At 61.6% G+C, this 16,477-nt stretch carries 17 protein-coding genes; 5 read left to right on the top strand and 12 right to left on the bottom strand.

The annotated features are described in order from the left end of the window. Positions 1–4 precede the first annotated feature (4 nt). The 3 genes from G9Q84_RS15605 to G9Q84_RS15595 form a co-directional block, all read right to left on the bottom strand. On the bottom strand, positions 5–2,191 hold the full coding sequence (locus G9Q84_RS15605; protein WP_095185858.1) for a GAF domain-containing protein: 2,187 nt from the start codon (positions 2,189–2,191) through the stop codon (positions 5–7). Positions 2,192–2,363: 172 nt separating this feature from the next. Further along, entirely contained in the window at positions 2,364–3,215 is an 852-nt protein-coding gene (locus G9Q84_RS15600; protein ID WP_032886845.1) for a CAP domain-containing protein, read from the bottom strand. An 81-nt stretch (positions 3,216–3,296) separates the two neighbouring features. Further along, positions 3,297–4,511: an MFS transporter gene (locus tag G9Q84_RS15595; protein ID WP_181643662.1), complete on the bottom strand. Its 1,215-nt coding sequence runs from the start codon at positions 4,509–4,511 to the stop codon at positions 3,297–3,299. Positions 4,512–4,624: 113 nt separating this feature from the next. Between G9Q84_RS15595 and G9Q84_RS15590 the strand changes: the two genes are divergently transcribed. Together G9Q84_RS15590 and G9Q84_RS15585 are read left to right on the top strand one after the other, a co-directional pair. Next, positions 4,625–5,506, top strand: coding sequence for a LysR family transcriptional regulator (locus tag G9Q84_RS15590; protein ID WP_181643661.1), 882 nt, complete (start codon positions 4,625–4,627; stop codon positions 5,504–5,506). A 56-nt stretch (positions 5,507–5,562) separates the two neighbouring features. Further along, positions 5,563–6,240, top strand: coding sequence for a GNAT family N-acetyltransferase (locus G9Q84_RS15585; RefSeq protein ID WP_181643660.1), 678 nt, complete (start codon positions 5,563–5,565; stop codon positions 6,238–6,240). A 42-nt stretch (positions 6,241–6,282) separates the two neighbouring features. On the opposite strand, the gene G9Q84_RS15580 is transcribed toward G9Q84_RS15585, so the two are convergent. Then, a complete protein-coding gene (locus G9Q84_RS15580; protein ID WP_122757153.1) occupies positions 6,283–6,918 on the bottom strand; it encodes a TetR/AcrR family transcriptional regulator in 636 nt (211 codons plus the stop codon). Between the two features lie 82 nt (positions 6,919–7,000). Between G9Q84_RS15580 and G9Q84_RS15575 the strand changes: the two genes are divergently transcribed. Further along, on the top strand, positions 7,001–7,600 hold the full coding sequence (locus G9Q84_RS15575; RefSeq protein ID WP_181643659.1) for an NAD(P)H-dependent oxidoreductase: 600 nt from the start codon (positions 7,001–7,003) through the stop codon (positions 7,598–7,600). 1 nt (position 7,601) lies between these two features. On the opposite strand, the gene G9Q84_RS15570 is transcribed toward G9Q84_RS15575, so the two are convergent. From G9Q84_RS15570 to G9Q84_RS15560, 3 genes are all read right to left on the bottom strand, one after another. After that, positions 7,602–7,991, bottom strand: coding sequence for a hypothetical protein (locus G9Q84_RS15570; RefSeq protein WP_032886837.1), 390 nt, complete (start codon positions 7,989–7,991; stop codon positions 7,602–7,604). A 32-nt stretch (positions 7,992–8,023) separates the two neighbouring features. Further along, a complete protein-coding gene (locus tag G9Q84_RS15565) occupies positions 8,024–9,280 on the bottom strand; it encodes a 3-phosphoshikimate 1-carboxyvinyltransferase (protein WP_032886836.1) in 1,257 nt (418 codons plus the stop codon). A gap of 90 nt (positions 9,281–9,370) precedes the next feature. After that, a complete protein-coding gene (locus G9Q84_RS15560) occupies positions 9,371–9,925 on the bottom strand; it encodes a UPF0149 family protein (RefSeq protein ID WP_032886834.1) in 555 nt (184 codons plus the stop codon). A 160-nt stretch (positions 9,926–10,085) separates the two neighbouring features. On the opposite strand from G9Q84_RS15560, the gene G9Q84_RS15555 reads away from it, so the two are divergent. Then, the gene (locus tag G9Q84_RS15555; protein ID WP_181643658.1) at positions 10,086–10,898 is read left to right on the top strand and encodes a crotonase/enoyl-CoA hydratase family protein; all 813 of its coding nucleotides are present in this window, start codon (positions 10,086–10,088) and stop codon (positions 10,896–10,898) included. 5 nt (positions 10,899–10,903) lie between these two features. Then, the gene (nudC, locus tag G9Q84_RS15550) at positions 10,904–11,737 is read left to right on the top strand and encodes an NAD(+) diphosphatase (RefSeq protein WP_032886832.1); all 834 of its coding nucleotides are present in this window, start codon (positions 10,904–10,906) and stop codon (positions 11,735–11,737) included. Here nudC and G9Q84_RS15545 read toward each other — a convergent pair. From G9Q84_RS15545 to G9Q84_RS15525, 5 genes are all read right to left on the bottom strand, one after another. Continuing rightward, complete coding sequence (locus G9Q84_RS15545; protein WP_032886830.1) at positions 11,705–12,484, bottom strand: TSUP family transporter; 780 nt, start codon at positions 12,482–12,484, stop codon at positions 11,705–11,707. The two genes, nudC and G9Q84_RS15545, sit on opposite strands and share 33 nt — an antisense overlap. Positions 12,485–12,679: 195 nt before the next feature. Continuing rightward, a complete protein-coding gene (gene pcsA, locus G9Q84_RS15540; RefSeq protein ID WP_181643657.1) occupies positions 12,680–13,396 on the bottom strand; it encodes a phosphatidylcholine synthase in 717 nt (238 codons plus the stop codon). Between the two features lie 148 nt (positions 13,397–13,544). Continuing rightward, on the bottom strand, positions 13,545–14,471 hold the full coding sequence (locus G9Q84_RS15535) for a class I SAM-dependent methyltransferase (RefSeq protein WP_181643656.1): 927 nt from the start codon (positions 14,469–14,471) through the stop codon (positions 13,545–13,547). A gap of 50 nt (positions 14,472–14,521) precedes the next feature. After that, the gene (locus tag G9Q84_RS15530; protein ID WP_032886826.1) at positions 14,522–15,010 is read right to left on the bottom strand and encodes a DUF1289 domain-containing protein; all 489 of its coding nucleotides are present in this window, start codon (positions 15,008–15,010) and stop codon (positions 14,522–14,524) included. 150 nt (positions 15,011–15,160) lie between these two features. Continuing rightward, a complete protein-coding gene (locus G9Q84_RS15525) occupies positions 15,161–16,411 on the bottom strand; it encodes a ribonucleotide-diphosphate reductase subunit beta (RefSeq protein ID WP_122681677.1) in 1,251 nt (416 codons plus the stop codon). Between the last annotated feature and the right edge of the window lie 66 nt (positions 16,412–16,477).

Here is a 16,477-nt window from a genome sequence, read left to right as displayed (position 1 = left end):
ACGCTCAGTCCTTGAGTGTTGCCTTGATCAATACCTGCGAAAGTTGTTCGGCCGAGTAAGGCTTGGGCAGAAACTCGAAGCCTTCATAGCCGCTTTCTGCCAGCTCCTCGCTGTAACCCGAGGTCAACACCACCGGCAGGTCGGCACGACGCTGGCGTAGCAGCTTGGCCATGGCGACGCCGGTAATACCGGGCATCACGACGTCGGAGAAGATGACGTCAAAGGCCATTCCATCCTGGCCGGCCAGGCTCAGGGCTTGTTCGGCATCGGTCGCCCAGGCGGTCTGATAGCCCAAGTCTTCAAGGATTTGGCGGGCAAACCGCCCGACCTCCAAGTTGTCTTCCACGATCAGCACCCGACACTGGGTTGTGTCGTGGGGCATGGCGAGCGTTCCCTGAGGGCTTTGGGGCGGCACATCCTGTGCTTCGACCTGGGGCAGATACAGGGTAAATACGCTGCCTTGGCCGGGCGTGCTGGACACATCGATATTGCCCCCCGACTGCTTGGCGAACCCGAAGACCTGCGACAGACCCAGGCCGGTGCCTTTGCCGACGGCCTTGGTGGTAAAGAACGGCTCGAAAATCCGCTCCACGGTGTCGGCGGCAATACCCGGCCCGGTATCAGCCATGGAGATGGCGATATAGGGTTGGCGTGACCCCGCATCGCCACGGATACGTGGCAGCGGCTTGCGCCCGACCACCCGTAGGCTCAGCGTACCCTGGCCGCCCATGGCGTCCCGGGCATTGAGGGCGATGTTGATCAGCGCGGTTTCAAACTGGCTCGCGTCGATGCGGGCGAAACAGGCCTGTGACGGCATCTCGACCTGCACCTGAATGCGTGCGCCGGTGACGCTTTCCAGCATCTCGCCAATGTTCTGTACCCGCTGGCCTACGTCGAAGACCTCCGGGTTGAGCGGTTGTCGACGGGCAAAGGCGAGCAACTGGCTGGTCAGCTTGCTGGCCCGCTCCACGGTATCCGAAACGGCGCTCATGTAGCGCTGGCGGCGCTCTTCCGACAGGCCAGGCTGCCGCAAAAAATCCACCGAGGAGCGAATGATCGTGAGCAGGTTGTTGAAGTCATGGGCGACGCCGCCGGTCAACTGCCCGATGGCTTCGAGTTTCTGGGATTGGTGCAACGCGGCTTCGGCTTGGGCCAGCGCCTGTGTGCGTTCCTCCACCCGCTGTTCCAGGTAGGTGTTCAGCTCGGCATACGCTGCCAGACCTTCACGGACCTCGGCATCGGCGCGCACGCGTTCGATATGGGCCCAGGAGCGCTCGGTGACTTCCCTCAACAAGGCCAGGTCGTAGGGTGACCATGGGCGTGGGGATTTGTCGTGGACGGCCATCAATGCAGTCAGGCGTCCGTTCTTGATCAGAGGCATGCAGATAGTCGCAGTCACCCCCAGGGACTGGAAGGCCGCAGACTCTTCGGGTGGCAGCTCGCGCAGGTTGTCGCAGATCACCAGAGGCTCGCCAGCCCGCAGGCAGTTGACGGCCGCCTCGCCGAACGCTGCCAGGCTGTAGCGACCGACAATGCTCGGCGAGCCGGGCGCGGTCCAGTTGTCGCGAATGGTAAAGCCGTCTTCATCGGCGTCCATGTCGGCGTAGGCGCAATTGCTCACTTGCAGGTGTTCGGCGAGCAACTGGGTAGTGCGGGTCATGATGGCTTCGGCATCGGCCGCATTGACCACGGCGTTGCCAATGGCATCCAGCACTTCCAGGCGTCTGGCGAGAAACACCGTGGCAGTGGTTTCGGTCACGGTGTCGAGCAAGCCGACCACGTGGCCTTGGGGATCACGGATCGGGCTGTAGCAGAAAGTGAAGTAGGCTTGTTCCCGCGCCTGGCCGCGTTCAACCACGAGGGGAAAGTTTTCGATATAGGTGGCATGCCCCTGGAACGCCGCGTCGGCGATATGGCTGACGTCAGCCCACACCTCGCGCCATATGTCACTGAACGGTCTTCCCAAGGCATAGGGCTTATTGCCCAGTATCGGAATAAAGGCGTCGTTGTAGATCGTGATCAACTGGGGCCCCCAGACAATGGCCTGGGGAAAGCTCGACGCGAAACACAGCGCGACGGTGGTCTTCAGAACGTCCGGCCATTGCTCCAGCGGACCGAGAGGCGTGTTGGCCCAATCATGCTGAATTACCCGTTCAGCCATGTCGCTGCTGCTTTGCAGCCAATTCATCATTGGGGGAACACCTTGTTATCGAGAGTCTTCAGCGCGCCTTTCAGTGGGTGGCGCAAAGCTACAGACCCGGTTGAACGCTGCCAGTTCAGCGCAATTATCCGATAGATGGCGTTTTGATGCTTTACTCATTTGAGTCGTTTGGATCCGCCGAGGTTGGGCGCTTGCCCAACCTTCATTGCGTGCCGAACAAACCGGTCCAGTAAATGCCCGCATCACTCTTCGGGTCCATGGCGTAGGCCGCGCCCAGTTCTCGAAATTGCGGGTTCATCAGGTTGGCACAATGACCGGGGCTGGCGAGCCAGCCATCGACAACCTTGCGCGGGGTGTCCAGACCGGCGGCGATGTTTTCGCCGATGTTTTTGGCGATGTAACCGGCCAGCTCGGCGCGGTCGCCGGGCGTGCGGCCGTCGTGGTCCAGATGGTCGAAGAAATTGCCGTTGGCCATGTTGCGCGTGTGGCTGTTGGCGGCGCTGGCCAGGGTGTCGTTCCACGACAACGGGGTGGTCGCGGTAAATGCCTGGGTGCCGCATTGGCGAGGTTGTGTACGGGCGGCGTTGATCAAGTCCAGCAGTTTCCGGCCTTCAGTCTGCCAATCCCCCAGTCCGCTGGACAGTAAGGGCCGGGCCAGCACGATACGCCAGTCCTGACCGCTGTTGCTCACGCCGATGTCGATAAATTGCGGATCCAGCACCACCCGGCAGAAGCTCTCGCGCACCGCCTTCATGGCGGACTGAGCATCCTTGGGACCGGACAGGCTGATGGCCTGCACGTTCACCATCGGATACGCGGCCCGGGCCAGCGCCTGCTGAAGGTCGCCGACGTTAGTGGCCGGCAGCACCAGCCGTGTGTCGCTCGCCAGTGGCGGCAGTTCCTGGGAACCCTGGTCACCGCAGCGCTGCACCTGGCTGCGGTACTCGTTGATCTGTTGCACCAGCTGACTTTCTTCATTCGCCATCGCGCTGGCGCAGAACACCGTACTGGCGGCCAGCGTCGTAAGACCCATCATCAATGACAGAACGCGCATGGACGTTACCCTTGAGCTTGAAAGTGCCCATGATGCGCGATGTAACCCCATCTGGCGCAACGCCTTTTTTGTTTTTTTGCCTCAGTGGGGGTTATGAAGGCCGTTCACGGCGCGGTTTCGGCCCGATGCCATCACCGCGGCCAGGAGGATCAGGCCGCACGCGACGGCGAAGGTGGCGTGCAGGCCATTCGCCAGTGATTGGGGGGTGGCGTGGGTTATATCGGGTGCAGTCCAGGCGAATACGGCGCTGAGTGCCCAAGCACCGACAATCAGGCCGAGGTTGCGCGACAGGTTCAATAGACCCGAGACCGTGCCGCGCCGAATCGCAGCGACATTGCGCATCACGGCGGTATTGTTCGCCGCCTGGAAGAGGCTGTAGCCCGCCGTCAAAACAATCAGCGCGCCCAGGTAGGTGAACAACCCCGAAGCCAACGTCAGCAGCAGGGCACCGCACAGCAGAATGCCGAGCCCGCTGCAGGTCATGCGTTGGCTGCCCAGGCGGTCGGTCAGGCGGCCCGCCGGTATGCCGGTGATTGCTGCGACACAGGGCCCGACCGCCATGGCCAGGCCCATCGAGGCCGGGTCGAGCCCCAAACCACGGGACAGGTAAAACGGCCCGACAACGAAGGTGGCCATGATTACCGCCGCTACCAGCGCGCTCATCGCCAAGCCCGTGCGCAATGACGAATCCTTTAACAACGCCCAGATACCCAGGTCGCTGGATGCCGGCGTGTGTCGCTGATCCACCGGCAGAAAACGCCAGGCAAGGGCGACGGCCAGCAGGCCCATCGGCACGCCCACCAGAAACAATGCACGCCAGCCCCACAGGCTCAGCAACACGCCTCCGACGCTGGGGCCCATGGCGGTTCCGACCGCCGACATGGTGCCCAGCAAACCCATCACCCGGCCGGTGCGGCCCTGGGGCACGGTATCGCCGACCATGCCCAAGGCCATGACCATCATGATGGCTGCACCAAGGCCTTGCAGGCTGCGCGCGGCAATCAGCGCGTTGAGCGAGGACGCGCCGCCGCACAGCCCGCAGGCCAGGCTGAACAGCAGCAAGCCGCCTATTAGCAACCGACGTCGCCCCAGGCGATCACCCAGGCGGCCGGCGCTGAGGATCACCGCCGTGATCGCCAGCAGATACGCCAGCACCACCCACTGCACGGCGTGGAAGGACGCGTCGAACGCCTGCGTCAGGCTGGGCAGGCCCACATTGGCGATGCTGGTGCCGAGTGAGGCCAGCAGCATGGACAGCGACAGGCTGATGAGGCTGCCGCGCGGGGACGTAGACATGGGCAATTCCTTGAATGAAAGCAACTGTCACAAATCTACGGCGTCGCCTAACATGGCGGAAGACGCAGGAGTTGCAGTGAATACCTGCACCAAACGCCTGATGAGAACCTCTTATGCCTGATCTGAATTTGCTGATCACCCTGGATGTGCTGCTCGCCGAAGGCAGCGTCGCCGGCGCGGCCAAGCGCCTGGGTTTGAGCCCCTCGGCCATGAGTCGCGCCTTGGCCCGCCTGCGTGAAACCACCGGCGACCCCTTGCTGGTGCGTGCCGGTCGCGGCTTGGTGCCCACGCCACGGGCGGTGGAGCTGCGTGAACAGGTCAGTGATTTGGTTCAGGCTGCCCACGCGGTGCTGCGGCCTGCGCAGTCTGTGGACATGGCGGTGGTGGCGCGTACCTTCACCTTGCGCACTAGCGAAGAGTTCGTCGAAAACTTTGGCCCGGCGCTGCTGGCACGCATCGCCCGAGAGGCGCCCGGCGTGCGCCTGCGTTTTATCAATAAAAACGACAAGGACAGCACGCTGCTGCGCGACGGCAGTGTTGATCTGGAAACCGGCGTGGTCGATCCCACTGCCAGCCCTGAAGTGCTGACCCAGGCGTTGTTCCGCGACCGCTTGATTGGCGTAGTGCGCAACGGCCATCCCCTGAGCCTGGGTGAAATCAGCGTCGCGCGTTATGCCGAGGGCCAGCACGTCTATGTCTCGCGGCGTGGGCAGGCGCGCGGTCAGATCGACGATGCGCTCGAAACCTTGGGCTTCACGCGGCAGATCACCAGCATTGTCGCGGGTTTCTCCACTGCCATCTCCCTGGCCCGCGACACCGACCTGATCGCCAGTGTGCCGGAACGCTACACCGCCCACCGTCGCGACCTGTTTTGCTTTGCCCTGCCGCTGACGTTGCCGACCTTTACTGTTGCGATGCTCTGGCACCCACGGCTGGACGCGGACTTGGCGCACCGCTGGCTGCGCGGGTGCCTGCGTGAGGTCTGCGGGCAATAGACCGTGCGCAACAGGTACAATCCCCGCTGCCTAGACGTGAACCCCCAGGAATTTGCATGTTCAGCCTTACCCGCTACACCACACCATGCCCCGAGCCCATCAATGGCCAGATCCTGCAGATGGTGGTAGACAACCTCACTGACATCAGCAGCGTCGCGTTGCCGCCGAGCAACCTGCTCTACAACATCTACCAGTATGCGGTTGGCTTTGAAGTGCACCTTTACCTGCAGGCGCTGAATGGGGAGAAGGGCATTGACGTCGAACTGATCGTGGCTACCGACGCCGAGGACTCGGAGACCGTCATCGGTTTTTTTCTTTGCCTGCCGGTGAAGGATGATCCCGAAGCCTGTGGCATTGCCTTCATGGCTGTAAAAGCCGGTTTGCGCCGCCAGGGCGTGGCACGGGGGATGATGCAAGACGTGCTGGCGCGCTATCCCCATGCCGAATTGGCGTGTGCCGTGGAAAAGGTGCCTGCGTTCGAAGCCCTGGGCTTTCAAGTACGCGCCGCACGTGGCACCCAGGTGCTGATGAACACTCGCGACTACGGCACGGATGGCCTGATGGGCGTGCTGGACGTAGCCGCGATCTATAGCTCCCTCGAAGTGCGGCAGATCCATACCTACCTGCTGCAAAAACACGGCAAGCGGGCGATGGTCGACGCGGAGAAGCAGCGGGATCGGCATCTTGACCAATTGACGCGCAAAGTCCGGTTATTCGTTCAGGAGCGGGGCTAAACAGAGCGTCAACCACCGATCCCCTGTAGGCGCTCCCGAGCTTTAGCGAGGCAGCGATTGCAGTGGGTCAGGTGACAAAACAGGCGCGCGGTTAACCATCGCCAATAGGATCGCCAACAATTCGTGCTGGGCTTCTTCTCGGCTGATTTCGCCGTCGGCCGCTGCGTGGGACAAGGCTTCCGCCGCGCCCAGCATGGCCCGCAGGCCGGCTTGTGACAGCGTGCCGTTGGGGGCGAAGGGCGCCAGGGCGTCACGGCATTTGTCGAGAAAAATGGCCTCGTATTTGCGCTTCAGCGCTTCCAGCTCCGGTGAGCCGCTCAACGCGGCGGTCACGCCCGGAATTTCCCGACCCTGCAATAACACGCAGTCCACGTAGGACGCGGCGATGACCCAGGCGCGGTCTTGCAGGGTTGCACGGCTGGCCTCGATGGCATCGGCGAAGGCTTGGTTCTGACGCCCGTCGAAGTCTTCATACAGCGCCGCCAACAACCCCGCACGGGTGACGAAATGGTCATAGACCACCGGTTTGGTCACGCCCGCCAGTTCCGCCAGGCGGCCCAGAGTCAGGGCGTCGGTGCCTTCCTCGCGCACCAGTTGCCAGGCCACTTCCAACAATTGATGCAGGCGATCCTCACGGGACAAACGACGACGTGGGGCAGGGGATTCATTGCTTGACATGCTTATATACCAAAAGTAACTTATTTGAATTAACTTACCAAAAGTAACTAAGCCCAGCCTAAACCGAAAGGGAGTCAATGTCATGCACGCACTGATCGTTGTTGCTCATCACGACCCACAATCCCTCACCCACAGCATCGCCACGCAAGTCGCTGCAGGCCTCAGCGCCTCCGGCCACACCTACGAAATCGCCGACCTCGCCGCCGAAGGTTTCGACCCGCGCTACACCGCCGCCGACCACCGCGTACACCGTAACCACGCCACGCCACCGGCCGATGTGCTCGCTGAACAGGCGCGGCTCGACCGCGCCGACGCCTTGGTGCTCGCTTTCCCTATCTACTGGTGGTCGCTGCCGGGGCTGCTCAAGGGGTGGGTCGATCGAGTGTTCGTCAATGGCTGGGCGATCGACTACGGCCCGGATACCCCAGTGGTGAAAAAACTGCGGCATTTGCAGGTGCACCTGTTGGCCCTCGGCGCTGCGGATGCCGGCGCGTTTGACCGCCACGGCTATGCCACGGCGATGCGCACGCAGATCGACTACGGCATCTTTGATTACTGTGGGGCGAAGGTGGTGACGTCCGAATTGTTGCTGGACTCGGAAGGCGGCGCGGCCGAGGCGCATCTGAAAACGGCAAAGGCCGTCGGGCAGCAGCTGTTCGAAGCCGAGACAGTCGCCGGTTGAGTCAACCTTCGCGAAACAGGTCGTGGGCATCCAGCAGGCGGTAGGCGATTTCCGGGCGTTTCTCAAGGCCTCGGCGAATCGCCGCCGGGATCGATTGCCGAGTCTTGCGGCACATGCCCGGTAGTTCGTCGATAACGATCTGGATCCCGCGCATGCTTTTGACCTCGGTGTGTCCCGGTGCGATATGCACGCGAATGCCCAATTGCTGGTACATCAGCTGTTGCATGCGCTCCAGGTCTTGCAGGCTCTTGAGGTCTTCGAGGCGGTCGAGCAGGCGTTTTTCTTCCTGGCGCGTGAGGTTGAGGATGCGCAGGTCGGCGCCGGGGGCTTCAAGCAATTGCTCGCGGTCGCAGACACAGGCGCCGGGTGGGCAGGGTTGGCGAATTGTCATGTGCATTCCCTCCCCATTTCGGCGCCGCTGACTCAGTAGCTCAGCGCGACCCCAAGACTGCCCAGGGCCTTCCAGTACTCAGGATAGGTCTTGGCGACGCAGTCCGGATCCTGGATGCGGATACCCGACACTTTCAAACCAGCCAGGGCAAAGCACATGGCGATGCGGTGGTCGGCGTGGGTGTCGATGAGCGCGTTGCACGATGTACCGGCCAGTCCAGGATCAGCGGCCACCAGCAGGTCATCGCCTTCGATGGTCGCCAGGCCTGGACGGATTTCATTGAGGCCGTCATGCAGTGCCTGCACGCGATCACATTCCTTGACCCGAAGGTTGGCCAGCTCTGTGAAGCGCACCGGGGTGTTGTTGAACGCGGCCAGCACGGCCAGCGTCGGGATCGCGTCCTGCATCTGAGAGCCGACCACGGTGGCCTGCATGTTCGGGAACTGGGCGATCACGGCCTGGGCCTTGGCGTCCGGTTGGGTGAAGTCCTGCGCGGCCACGCCGATGTCGATACGGCCACCGGTCAACACTTCAGCAGCCCACAGGTACGTGGCAGCGGACGCGTCGGGTTCGATCAAGTAGTCATGGGCGGTGTAGCCAGTGGGGGCTACACGCCAGGTGGTGTCGTTGACCTCATCAACCTGCGCCCCGAAGGCACGCATGCAGTCCAGGGTCAGGTCCACGTAGCCACGGGCGCCGATGTCCTTGCCGGTCAACGCCACCTCAATCGGAGCTTCACCGCACGCGGCCAGCATCAATAGGGCCGAGACGTATTGGCTGGACAAACCGCCGTCGATCTCAAAACGCTTGGCTTGGACCTTGCCCACGCCGTGCACGGTCACCGGCGGGCAACCGGTCGGGCTGTCGACCTGGATGCCGTTCTCGCTGAGGGTGGTCAGCAGCGGGCCGATCGGGCGCTTCTGCATATAGTGGTCGCCGTCCAGCACCACGGCGCCTTCGACGGTGGCGACGGCGGCGGTGAGAAAGCGCATCGCCGTGCCGGCATTGCCCAGGAACAGCGGTTGCGCAGGCAATTGAAGCTTGCCGCTGCCTGTGACGACAAAGGTGGTGTCATCAGGCTCATCGATGGTGACGCCCATTTGGCGCAGGGCCACCGACATGTGGCGGGTGTCGTCGCTTTTCAGCGCGCCACTGAGGCGGCTGGTGCCCTTGGCCAGGGCGGCCAGCAGCAGGGCGCGGTTGGTAATGGACTTGGAGCCGGGCGGTGCGACCTTGCCGTTCAGGGGGAAGTTGGGCGGTGTAACGGTCACGGTTTTCTGCGAACTCAAGGTACAAGGCTCCTGATCAAGGCAAGGTGGGACGGAGTGGCCGACGGGCGGACCCGAATAATCGGCCAAAGGTGCAGTGCTTGTCGAGGTTTAGCGCCGGCTCAACCAGTAATCATGCAGGGCCCGCGCGGCCGGTTCGATCTCGCTGACGCGTTGCTGGTGAGCCTGCACATCCAGGTCGGCCGGCAACTCGAAGTTGTCCTGCTCGGCGCACCAGGAGATTTTCTCCAACTGCGCGGCCTGTTCGGCAGGCAGTTGCGGCCAGTTGCCGATGGCTGCGCCTCGGATATAGCCAAAGCACCATTCTTCCGCGAGGGTTACGGTTTGGCCTTGATGTTCGGTGTCGTCGAAGCGTGCTTTGAAGCCTTGTGCGTCGGTCGCCAGTTGGGCGGCCAGGGTGTTGCTGTGACGTACGCACAACTCCAGGAAGCGCTGGGCGTCGTCCATGCTGTCCCATTCAGGGTTCTGACCACCCCAGATTGCCGGGAACCACTCGGCTACATCCACCTGTGCCGGGCTGGACACCAATGCGGTGAAGTAACCGTCGAGCTCCGCCAGGTTCAGCACCGAATGGTCATCGCCGTACTTAAGCAGGGTTTCTTCGATGAAGTCGAAATCGGCGGGGGCAAGGGGTTGGGCGTGCATGGCATTTCCTTAAAACGTCGAGCGCCGCACAGAAGGCGGCTTAAAGCGCCAAGGATGGCGCCTGGCAGGGTTTTTTGCCAGTCCCGCTTTTGGCCGATGCGCCGTGGTGGACCCTTGTTATAGTTCGGGCCTTATCACTCGCCAGTCAGGGATCACTGCCATGTCCGAATACCAAGCGTTCGTCGTCGAAGTCATTGGCAACGTTGCCCATGTGCAGATCAACCGCCCGGAAAAGATCAACGCGATGAACGCGGTGTTCTGGACCGAGATCATCGACATTTTCCAATGGGTCGAAGACACCGACGCCGTGCGTGCCGTGGTGCTCAGCGGCGCCGGCAAGCATTTCTCGTCCGGTATCGACCTGATGATGTTGGCCTCCGTGGCCAACGCCTTTGGCAAGGACGTGGGCCGCAACGCGCGGCTGCTGCGCCGCAAAATCCTGGAGCTGCAAGCCTCGTTCAACGCGGTCGACAACTGCCGCAAGCCGGTATTGGCGGCGATCCACGGCTATTGCATCGGCGGCGCCATCGACCTGATCAGCGCCTGCGACATGCGCTACGCGGCTGAAGACGCACAGTTTTCCATCAAGGAAATCGACATCGGCATGGCTGCCGACGTCGGCACCCTGCAACGCCTGCCACGCATCATCGGTGACGGCATGCTGCGTGAGCTGGCCTATACCGGTCGCCAATTCGGTGCCGAGGAAGCGCGCAGCATTGGCCTGGTCAACCGCGTTTATCCCGATCACGAGCAACTGCTGGCCGGCGTAATGGAAATCGCCCATCAGATCGCCGCCAAGTCGCCGATTGCTGTGACCGGCACCAAGGCCATGATCAGTTATATGCGTGACCATACGGTCAATGATGGTCTCGAATACGTTGCCACCTGGAACTCGGCTATGTTGCAATCCAACGACCTGCGCGTGGCCATCGCGGCCCATATGAGTAAGCAGAAACCCGAATTCGTGGATTGACTGACATGACCCAAGGCTGGATTACCACAACGTTGCTGGACAACGACACTCCCGGCGGCTGGGCCGTCGCCCGCAGCCGCGACGGCTTTTTACATGACACCAATGGCCCGCTGTTCCCTCGGGAATGGCTCAAGCGCCAGGACTTGTCGGTGTTCGCCGAGCACGGCATCGGACACCTCGACGGGGAGCCGGTGTACTTGCTGGAACTGAACTCTGCCGCTGACGTGCCGGGCTGCGGCTGGCAAGGCCTGCGCGGCTTTATGCTGCAAGGCGATCACACCCTGTACAAAGTGCTCGGATACGCCGCCCAGATCGGCACCTGGGCGCGGGAGCATCGTTTTTGCGGCAGTTGCGGCCAGGCCATGGTCCAGGTGCCGCGGGAGCGAGCGATGTTCTGCCAGGCCTGCGACCTGCGCAGTTACCCGCGGATCTCGCCGAGCATGATCGTGCTGGTGACCCGCGGCGACGAGATTCTGTTGGCGCGTTCACCGCGTTTTGTCACTGGCGTGTACAGCACGCTGGCGGGGTTTGCCGAGCCGGGCGAGTCGGCCGAGGACTGCCTGATTCGAGAGGTGCGCGAGGAAGTGCAGGTGGAGGTCAAGAACATTCAGTACATGGGCAGCCAGTGCTGGCCGTTCCCCCATTCGATGATGCTGGGCTTTCACGCCGAGTACGCCGGTGGCGATATCGTGCCCCAGGCTGACGAGATCGAGGACGCGCAGTGGTTCAACATCCACGATCTGCCGCCGTTGCCCGCTTCACGTTCGATTGCGCGCTACCTGATCGACCTCTACCTGGCCCGTCGCTTAGGCCACGCTGAACCAGTGCTGCCAGGCTAGGCGCACCGTCAGGCCGAGGACTACGGTGATAAACACCGGGCGAATGAATTTGGCGCCGCCGCTGATTGCGCTGCGTGCGCCAAAGAATGCGCCACACATCACCGACACGCCCATCGCCAGCCCGACTATCCAGTCCACTGACCCGTTGAAGATAAACACCGACAGCGCTGCCGCGTTGCTGACGAAGTTCATGCTGCGCGCAACGCCGCTGGCCTTCACCAGGTCAATGGGGTGCAGCAACATGGTGCTGACCGTCCAGAACGCGCCGGTACCGGGGCCGGCCACGCCATCGTAGAAACCCAGGCCGAAGCCTTGGGTGGACTGCCATTTCTTCTTGATTGGCGCGTCGTTATCCAGCGCTGCCTTGGGCGTGCCGCCAAACAGTAGGTACAGGCCGCAACCGAAGACGATCACCGGGAGCATTTTGTTCAGGGTTTCGGCGGGCAGGTAGTGGGCGACGACCGCGCCGGTCAATGCACCGATCAACGTGCCGACGATGGCGTGAACCCACTGGCGTGGGTGGAACAGCTTGCGGCGGTAGAAGGTAAAGCTGGCGGTGGCGGAACCGAAGGTGGAACTGAGCTTGTTGGTGCCCAATACCAAGTGCGGTGGCATGCCTGCGGTGAGCAGGGCGGGCGTGGTCAGCAGGCCGCCGCCACCGGCGATGGCGTCGATGAAACCGGCGACAAAGGCCACGACGGCGAGAATGGCGAGGGTGGTGAGGTCTACGCTAAGTTCGAAAGGCATTGGGCAGGGCTTATGGTTGGCAGTGCGCAGCAAAGCGCTGTGCGAAGGGCCGCCATCTTACCTCCCAGAGGGACGCAGAACCAAATGTGGGAGGGGGCTTGTCCCCGATTGCGGTGTGCCAGTCAGCTTATCTGTCACTGATGCACCGTCATCGGGGGCAAGCCCCCTCCCACATGTTTTACCGTGTCCGGTTGGCTATTTGTGGGTGCCCAACCATTCCAGCGCCGTGCGCCAGATGCAAATCCCCAGGAAATACGCCGACATCAGCGACCACAGCCCGAACGTCCACGGGTTGGTATTGGGGTAATCCACCACCATCAAAAAGCTGCACAGCAACCAGATCGTGGTCACGGCGATATTGATAGGCATGAAGCGCTTGACCCGGAACGGGTGCAGGAACTTCATTGGCGTCACAGTCAGCAGGGCCAGGCCGATCACGGTCAGCAGCGTGACCCAGGCCTCCGGCTGGATGATGTATACGCACAGGGCAACCACGTTCCAGGCGGCGGGGAAGCCGACGAAGTAGTTGTCCTTGCTCTTCATGTTGACGTTGCAGAAGCAGAACAGCGACGAGACCAGGATCACCGACACCGTGAACAGATGGGTGAATTCCGGCAGGTCGATGTAGCGGTAGATGAACAGTGCCGGAATGAACACATAGGTGAGGTAGTCGATCACCAGGTCCAGTACCGAGCCGTCAAAGCTGGGCAGTACCGTGCTGACATTCAACCGTCGCGCCAGGGAGCCGTCGACGCCGTCCACCACCAGCGCCAGGCCCAGCCACAGCAGGCAGGCCTTGGGTGAGTTCTCCAGCAGCGCCAGAGTGGCCAAAAACGCCAGCACCACGCCGGTGGCAGTGAAGCCGTGGGCGCCCCAGGCTTTGATTCTGGCTACATGCAGGGTCGATATCACGGGCGGTTCTCCAAAGGGTGAAACGGGGCAGCCGACAACGTGACGCCGTCGAGTCTGGCCGGGGAATGCAGGTATCGACCGGGAAGGGGGTCATAAGGTTCACCGCCCGGCGTATCACTTAGCGTAGCAAGCGTAGGACGTTTCGGCATCAGCCTTGACGGAACACCAGGGCCTTGAGGCCACTTTGCGCGTCAATATCCGGAAATTCCGGCGGGTTTTCCAGGCGTTCTACATATCGCAGGCCTGGAGCCTCGCGGGTCACGCCGTCGATCAGGAAGTCTTCGCCAAAGGCCGGGTCGTTCATGCAGGCGAGCACCGTGCCCTGCGCCGTGAGCAAATCCGGCAGGCGGCGTAGTACTCGCTGGTAGTCCTTGGTCAGCAGGAAGCTGCCTTTCTGAAAGGACGGCGGGTCGATGATCACCAGGTCGTAGGGACCGCTGTTGGTGACCTTGGCCCAAGACTTGAACAAGTCGTGGCCCAAGAAGGTGACGCTGCTCAAGTCATGACCGTTCAGGCGATGGTTGTCACGGCCGCGGCTCAGGGCGCCACGGGCCATGTCGAGGTTAACCACGTGGTCGGCGCCGCCTTCGATGGCTGCCACTGAGAAACCGCAGGTATAGGCAAACAGATTGAGCACGCGCTGGCCCTTGGCTTGTTCGCGCACCCAGTTGCGGCCGTAGCGCATGTCGAGGAATAGCCCACTGTTCTGCTTTTTGCCCAAGTCAATCAGGTAGCGCAGGCCGCCTTCGGTGATGGTCAATTCGTCGATGGCCTCGCCCACCAGCCATTCGGTGGTGCTTTGCGGCAGGTAGCGGTGTTGCAGCGCGACGGTGTGGGCGCCGAATCGAGCCCAGTCGAAGTCGATCAGCAGCTGTTGCAACGCCTGCAGGTGCGCCGGCTCGGGCTCCTTGAACAGCGCGACCAGAATAACCCCTTGCAGCCAGTCCACCGTCAACTGTTCCAGCCCAGGCCAGCAGCGGCCACGGCCATGGAATAGGCGTCGGGTTTCAGCCGGAGCGCTGGCCAGGGCGGTAAGCAGGTGGGCGTGCAGAGTGGCAAGTGCGTCTGGGGTCATCGTTGAGCGTCGGTCGTTGAGCGGGCGGCATTTTAACCACAATTGAGGGTTTAAAAGGCAGCGATCAACGGTGGACCAAATGCCTCGCGGATAAAACCCGGGGCGATATACCGCTCGTAATGCGCTTCTGACAGCAGAAAAAACTCGCGGTCGATCGCATCGCGCAAATCCGCCAGGTGTCGCTCACGAAACTCCGGCAACAACGCCAACCCGTAAGCGTCGAGTTTGGAAATCACCCGCGCACCCCGGGCAATTAGCTGGTAAGCCCAGCAATACGGCGACTGATGCGGCATGAACCGAATCTTGCGGTCTTCGAGTTGCTGGCGCAGGCGCTGCGGATCGAACACTTCGAGCTTGCTGGTCATCACTTGCACCAGCAACTGCTCAAGGCGCAGCCATACCGCCTGCTTTTCCTCGGCGTTGTAGCCATTCCACTGGATCACTTCATGGTGATAACGCTTGCAGCCTCGGCAGACCAGGTCACCGTAAACGGTAGAGCACAGGCCGACGCACGGGGTTTTAATGGTTTGGTTGGGCATAAAAGGCAATTTGCAAAGTTGATGGAACACCGCGTTCCCAATGTAGGAGGGGGCTTGCTCCCGAATGCGGTGTATCAGTCAAAGGTGTTTTAACTGAGCCACTGCTATCGGGAGCAAGCCCCCTCCCACACATTGGATCTGTGCTGTTAATTAGTCCCAGCTCAGCGCGCCGCCAGTCTGATACTCGATCACACGGGTTTCGAAGAAGTTTTTCTCTTTCTTCAAGTCCATGATTTCGCTCATCCACGGGAACGGGTTAGTGGTCCCTGGATACTCTTCTTTAAGACCGATCTGCGACAGGCGACGGTTAGCGATGAACTTGAGGTAATCCTCCATCATCGCCGCGTTCATGCCCAATACGCCGCGCGGCATGGTGTCGCGAGCATATTCAATCTCCAGCTGAGTCCCTTGCAGGATCATCTGGGTCGCTTCTTCCTTCATCTCGGCATCCCACAAGTGTGGGTTTTCGATTTTGATCTGGTTGATCACATCGATACCGAAGTTCAGGTGCATCGACTCATCGCGCAGGATGTACTGGAACTGTTCCGCGACGCCGGTCATTTTGTTGCGGCGGCCCATGGAGAGGATCTGGGTGAAGCCGCAGTAGAAGAAGATGCCTTCTAGCACGCAGTAGTAAGCAACGAGGTTGCGCAGCAGTTCTTTGTCGGTCTCAACGGTGCCGGTTTCAAACTTCGGATCGGAGATCGAACGGGTGTACTTCAGGCCCCAGGCTGCCTTTTTGGCGACCGATGGGATCTCGTGGTACATGTTGAAGATCTCGCCTTCATCCATGGCCAACGATTCGATGCAGTACTGATAGGCGTGGGTGTGGATCGCTTCTTCGAAGGCCTGGCGCAGGATGTACTGGCGGCACTCCGGGTTGGTGATCAGGCGGTACACGGCCAGCACCAGGTTGTTGGCAACCAGGGAGTCGGCGGTGGAGAAGAAGCCCAGGTTGCGCATCACGATACGGCGTTCGTCGTCGGTCAGGCCTTCGGGGTTTTTCCACAGGGCGATGTCGGCGGTCATGTTGACCTCTTGCGGCATCCAGTGGTTGGCGCAGCCGTCGAGGTACTTCTGCCAGGCCCAGTCGTACTTGAAGGGCACGAGTTGGTTGAGGTCGGCGCGGCAGTTGATCATGCGTTTTTCGTCAACGGCGACGCGGGCGGAGGCGCCTTCGAGTTCGGCGAGGCCTTCGGCGACGTCGAGTTTGTCCAGGGCAGCCTTGGCGCGCACGATGGCGGCGGAGTCGTTGGCAGTCACATGGCGTGCTTCCAGCGCGGCAGCGGCGCCGGCACCGTCGAGGCGGTCCATGTTGGCTTCACTGGCGTGGCCGGCGTTGGCGCCCTTGATCACCGCTGCACCGGTGTCTTCGTTGTCGACTTCATCCCAACTCAGCATTGAAATACTCCCTTCTGTTCTGTTTTGACGGCCTGTAAAGCCGTCCAAAAAATATGCGATTTGCAG

Source organism: Pseudomonas sivasensis, assembly GCF_013778505.1.
In the GTDB taxonomy this organism is placed as follows: domain Bacteria; phylum Pseudomonadota; class Gammaproteobacteria; order Pseudomonadales; family Pseudomonadaceae; genus Aquipseudomonas; species Aquipseudomonas sivasensis.
Note: the sequence above shows the minus strand (reverse complement) of the source record. Positions and strands in the feature narration are given on the sequence as shown.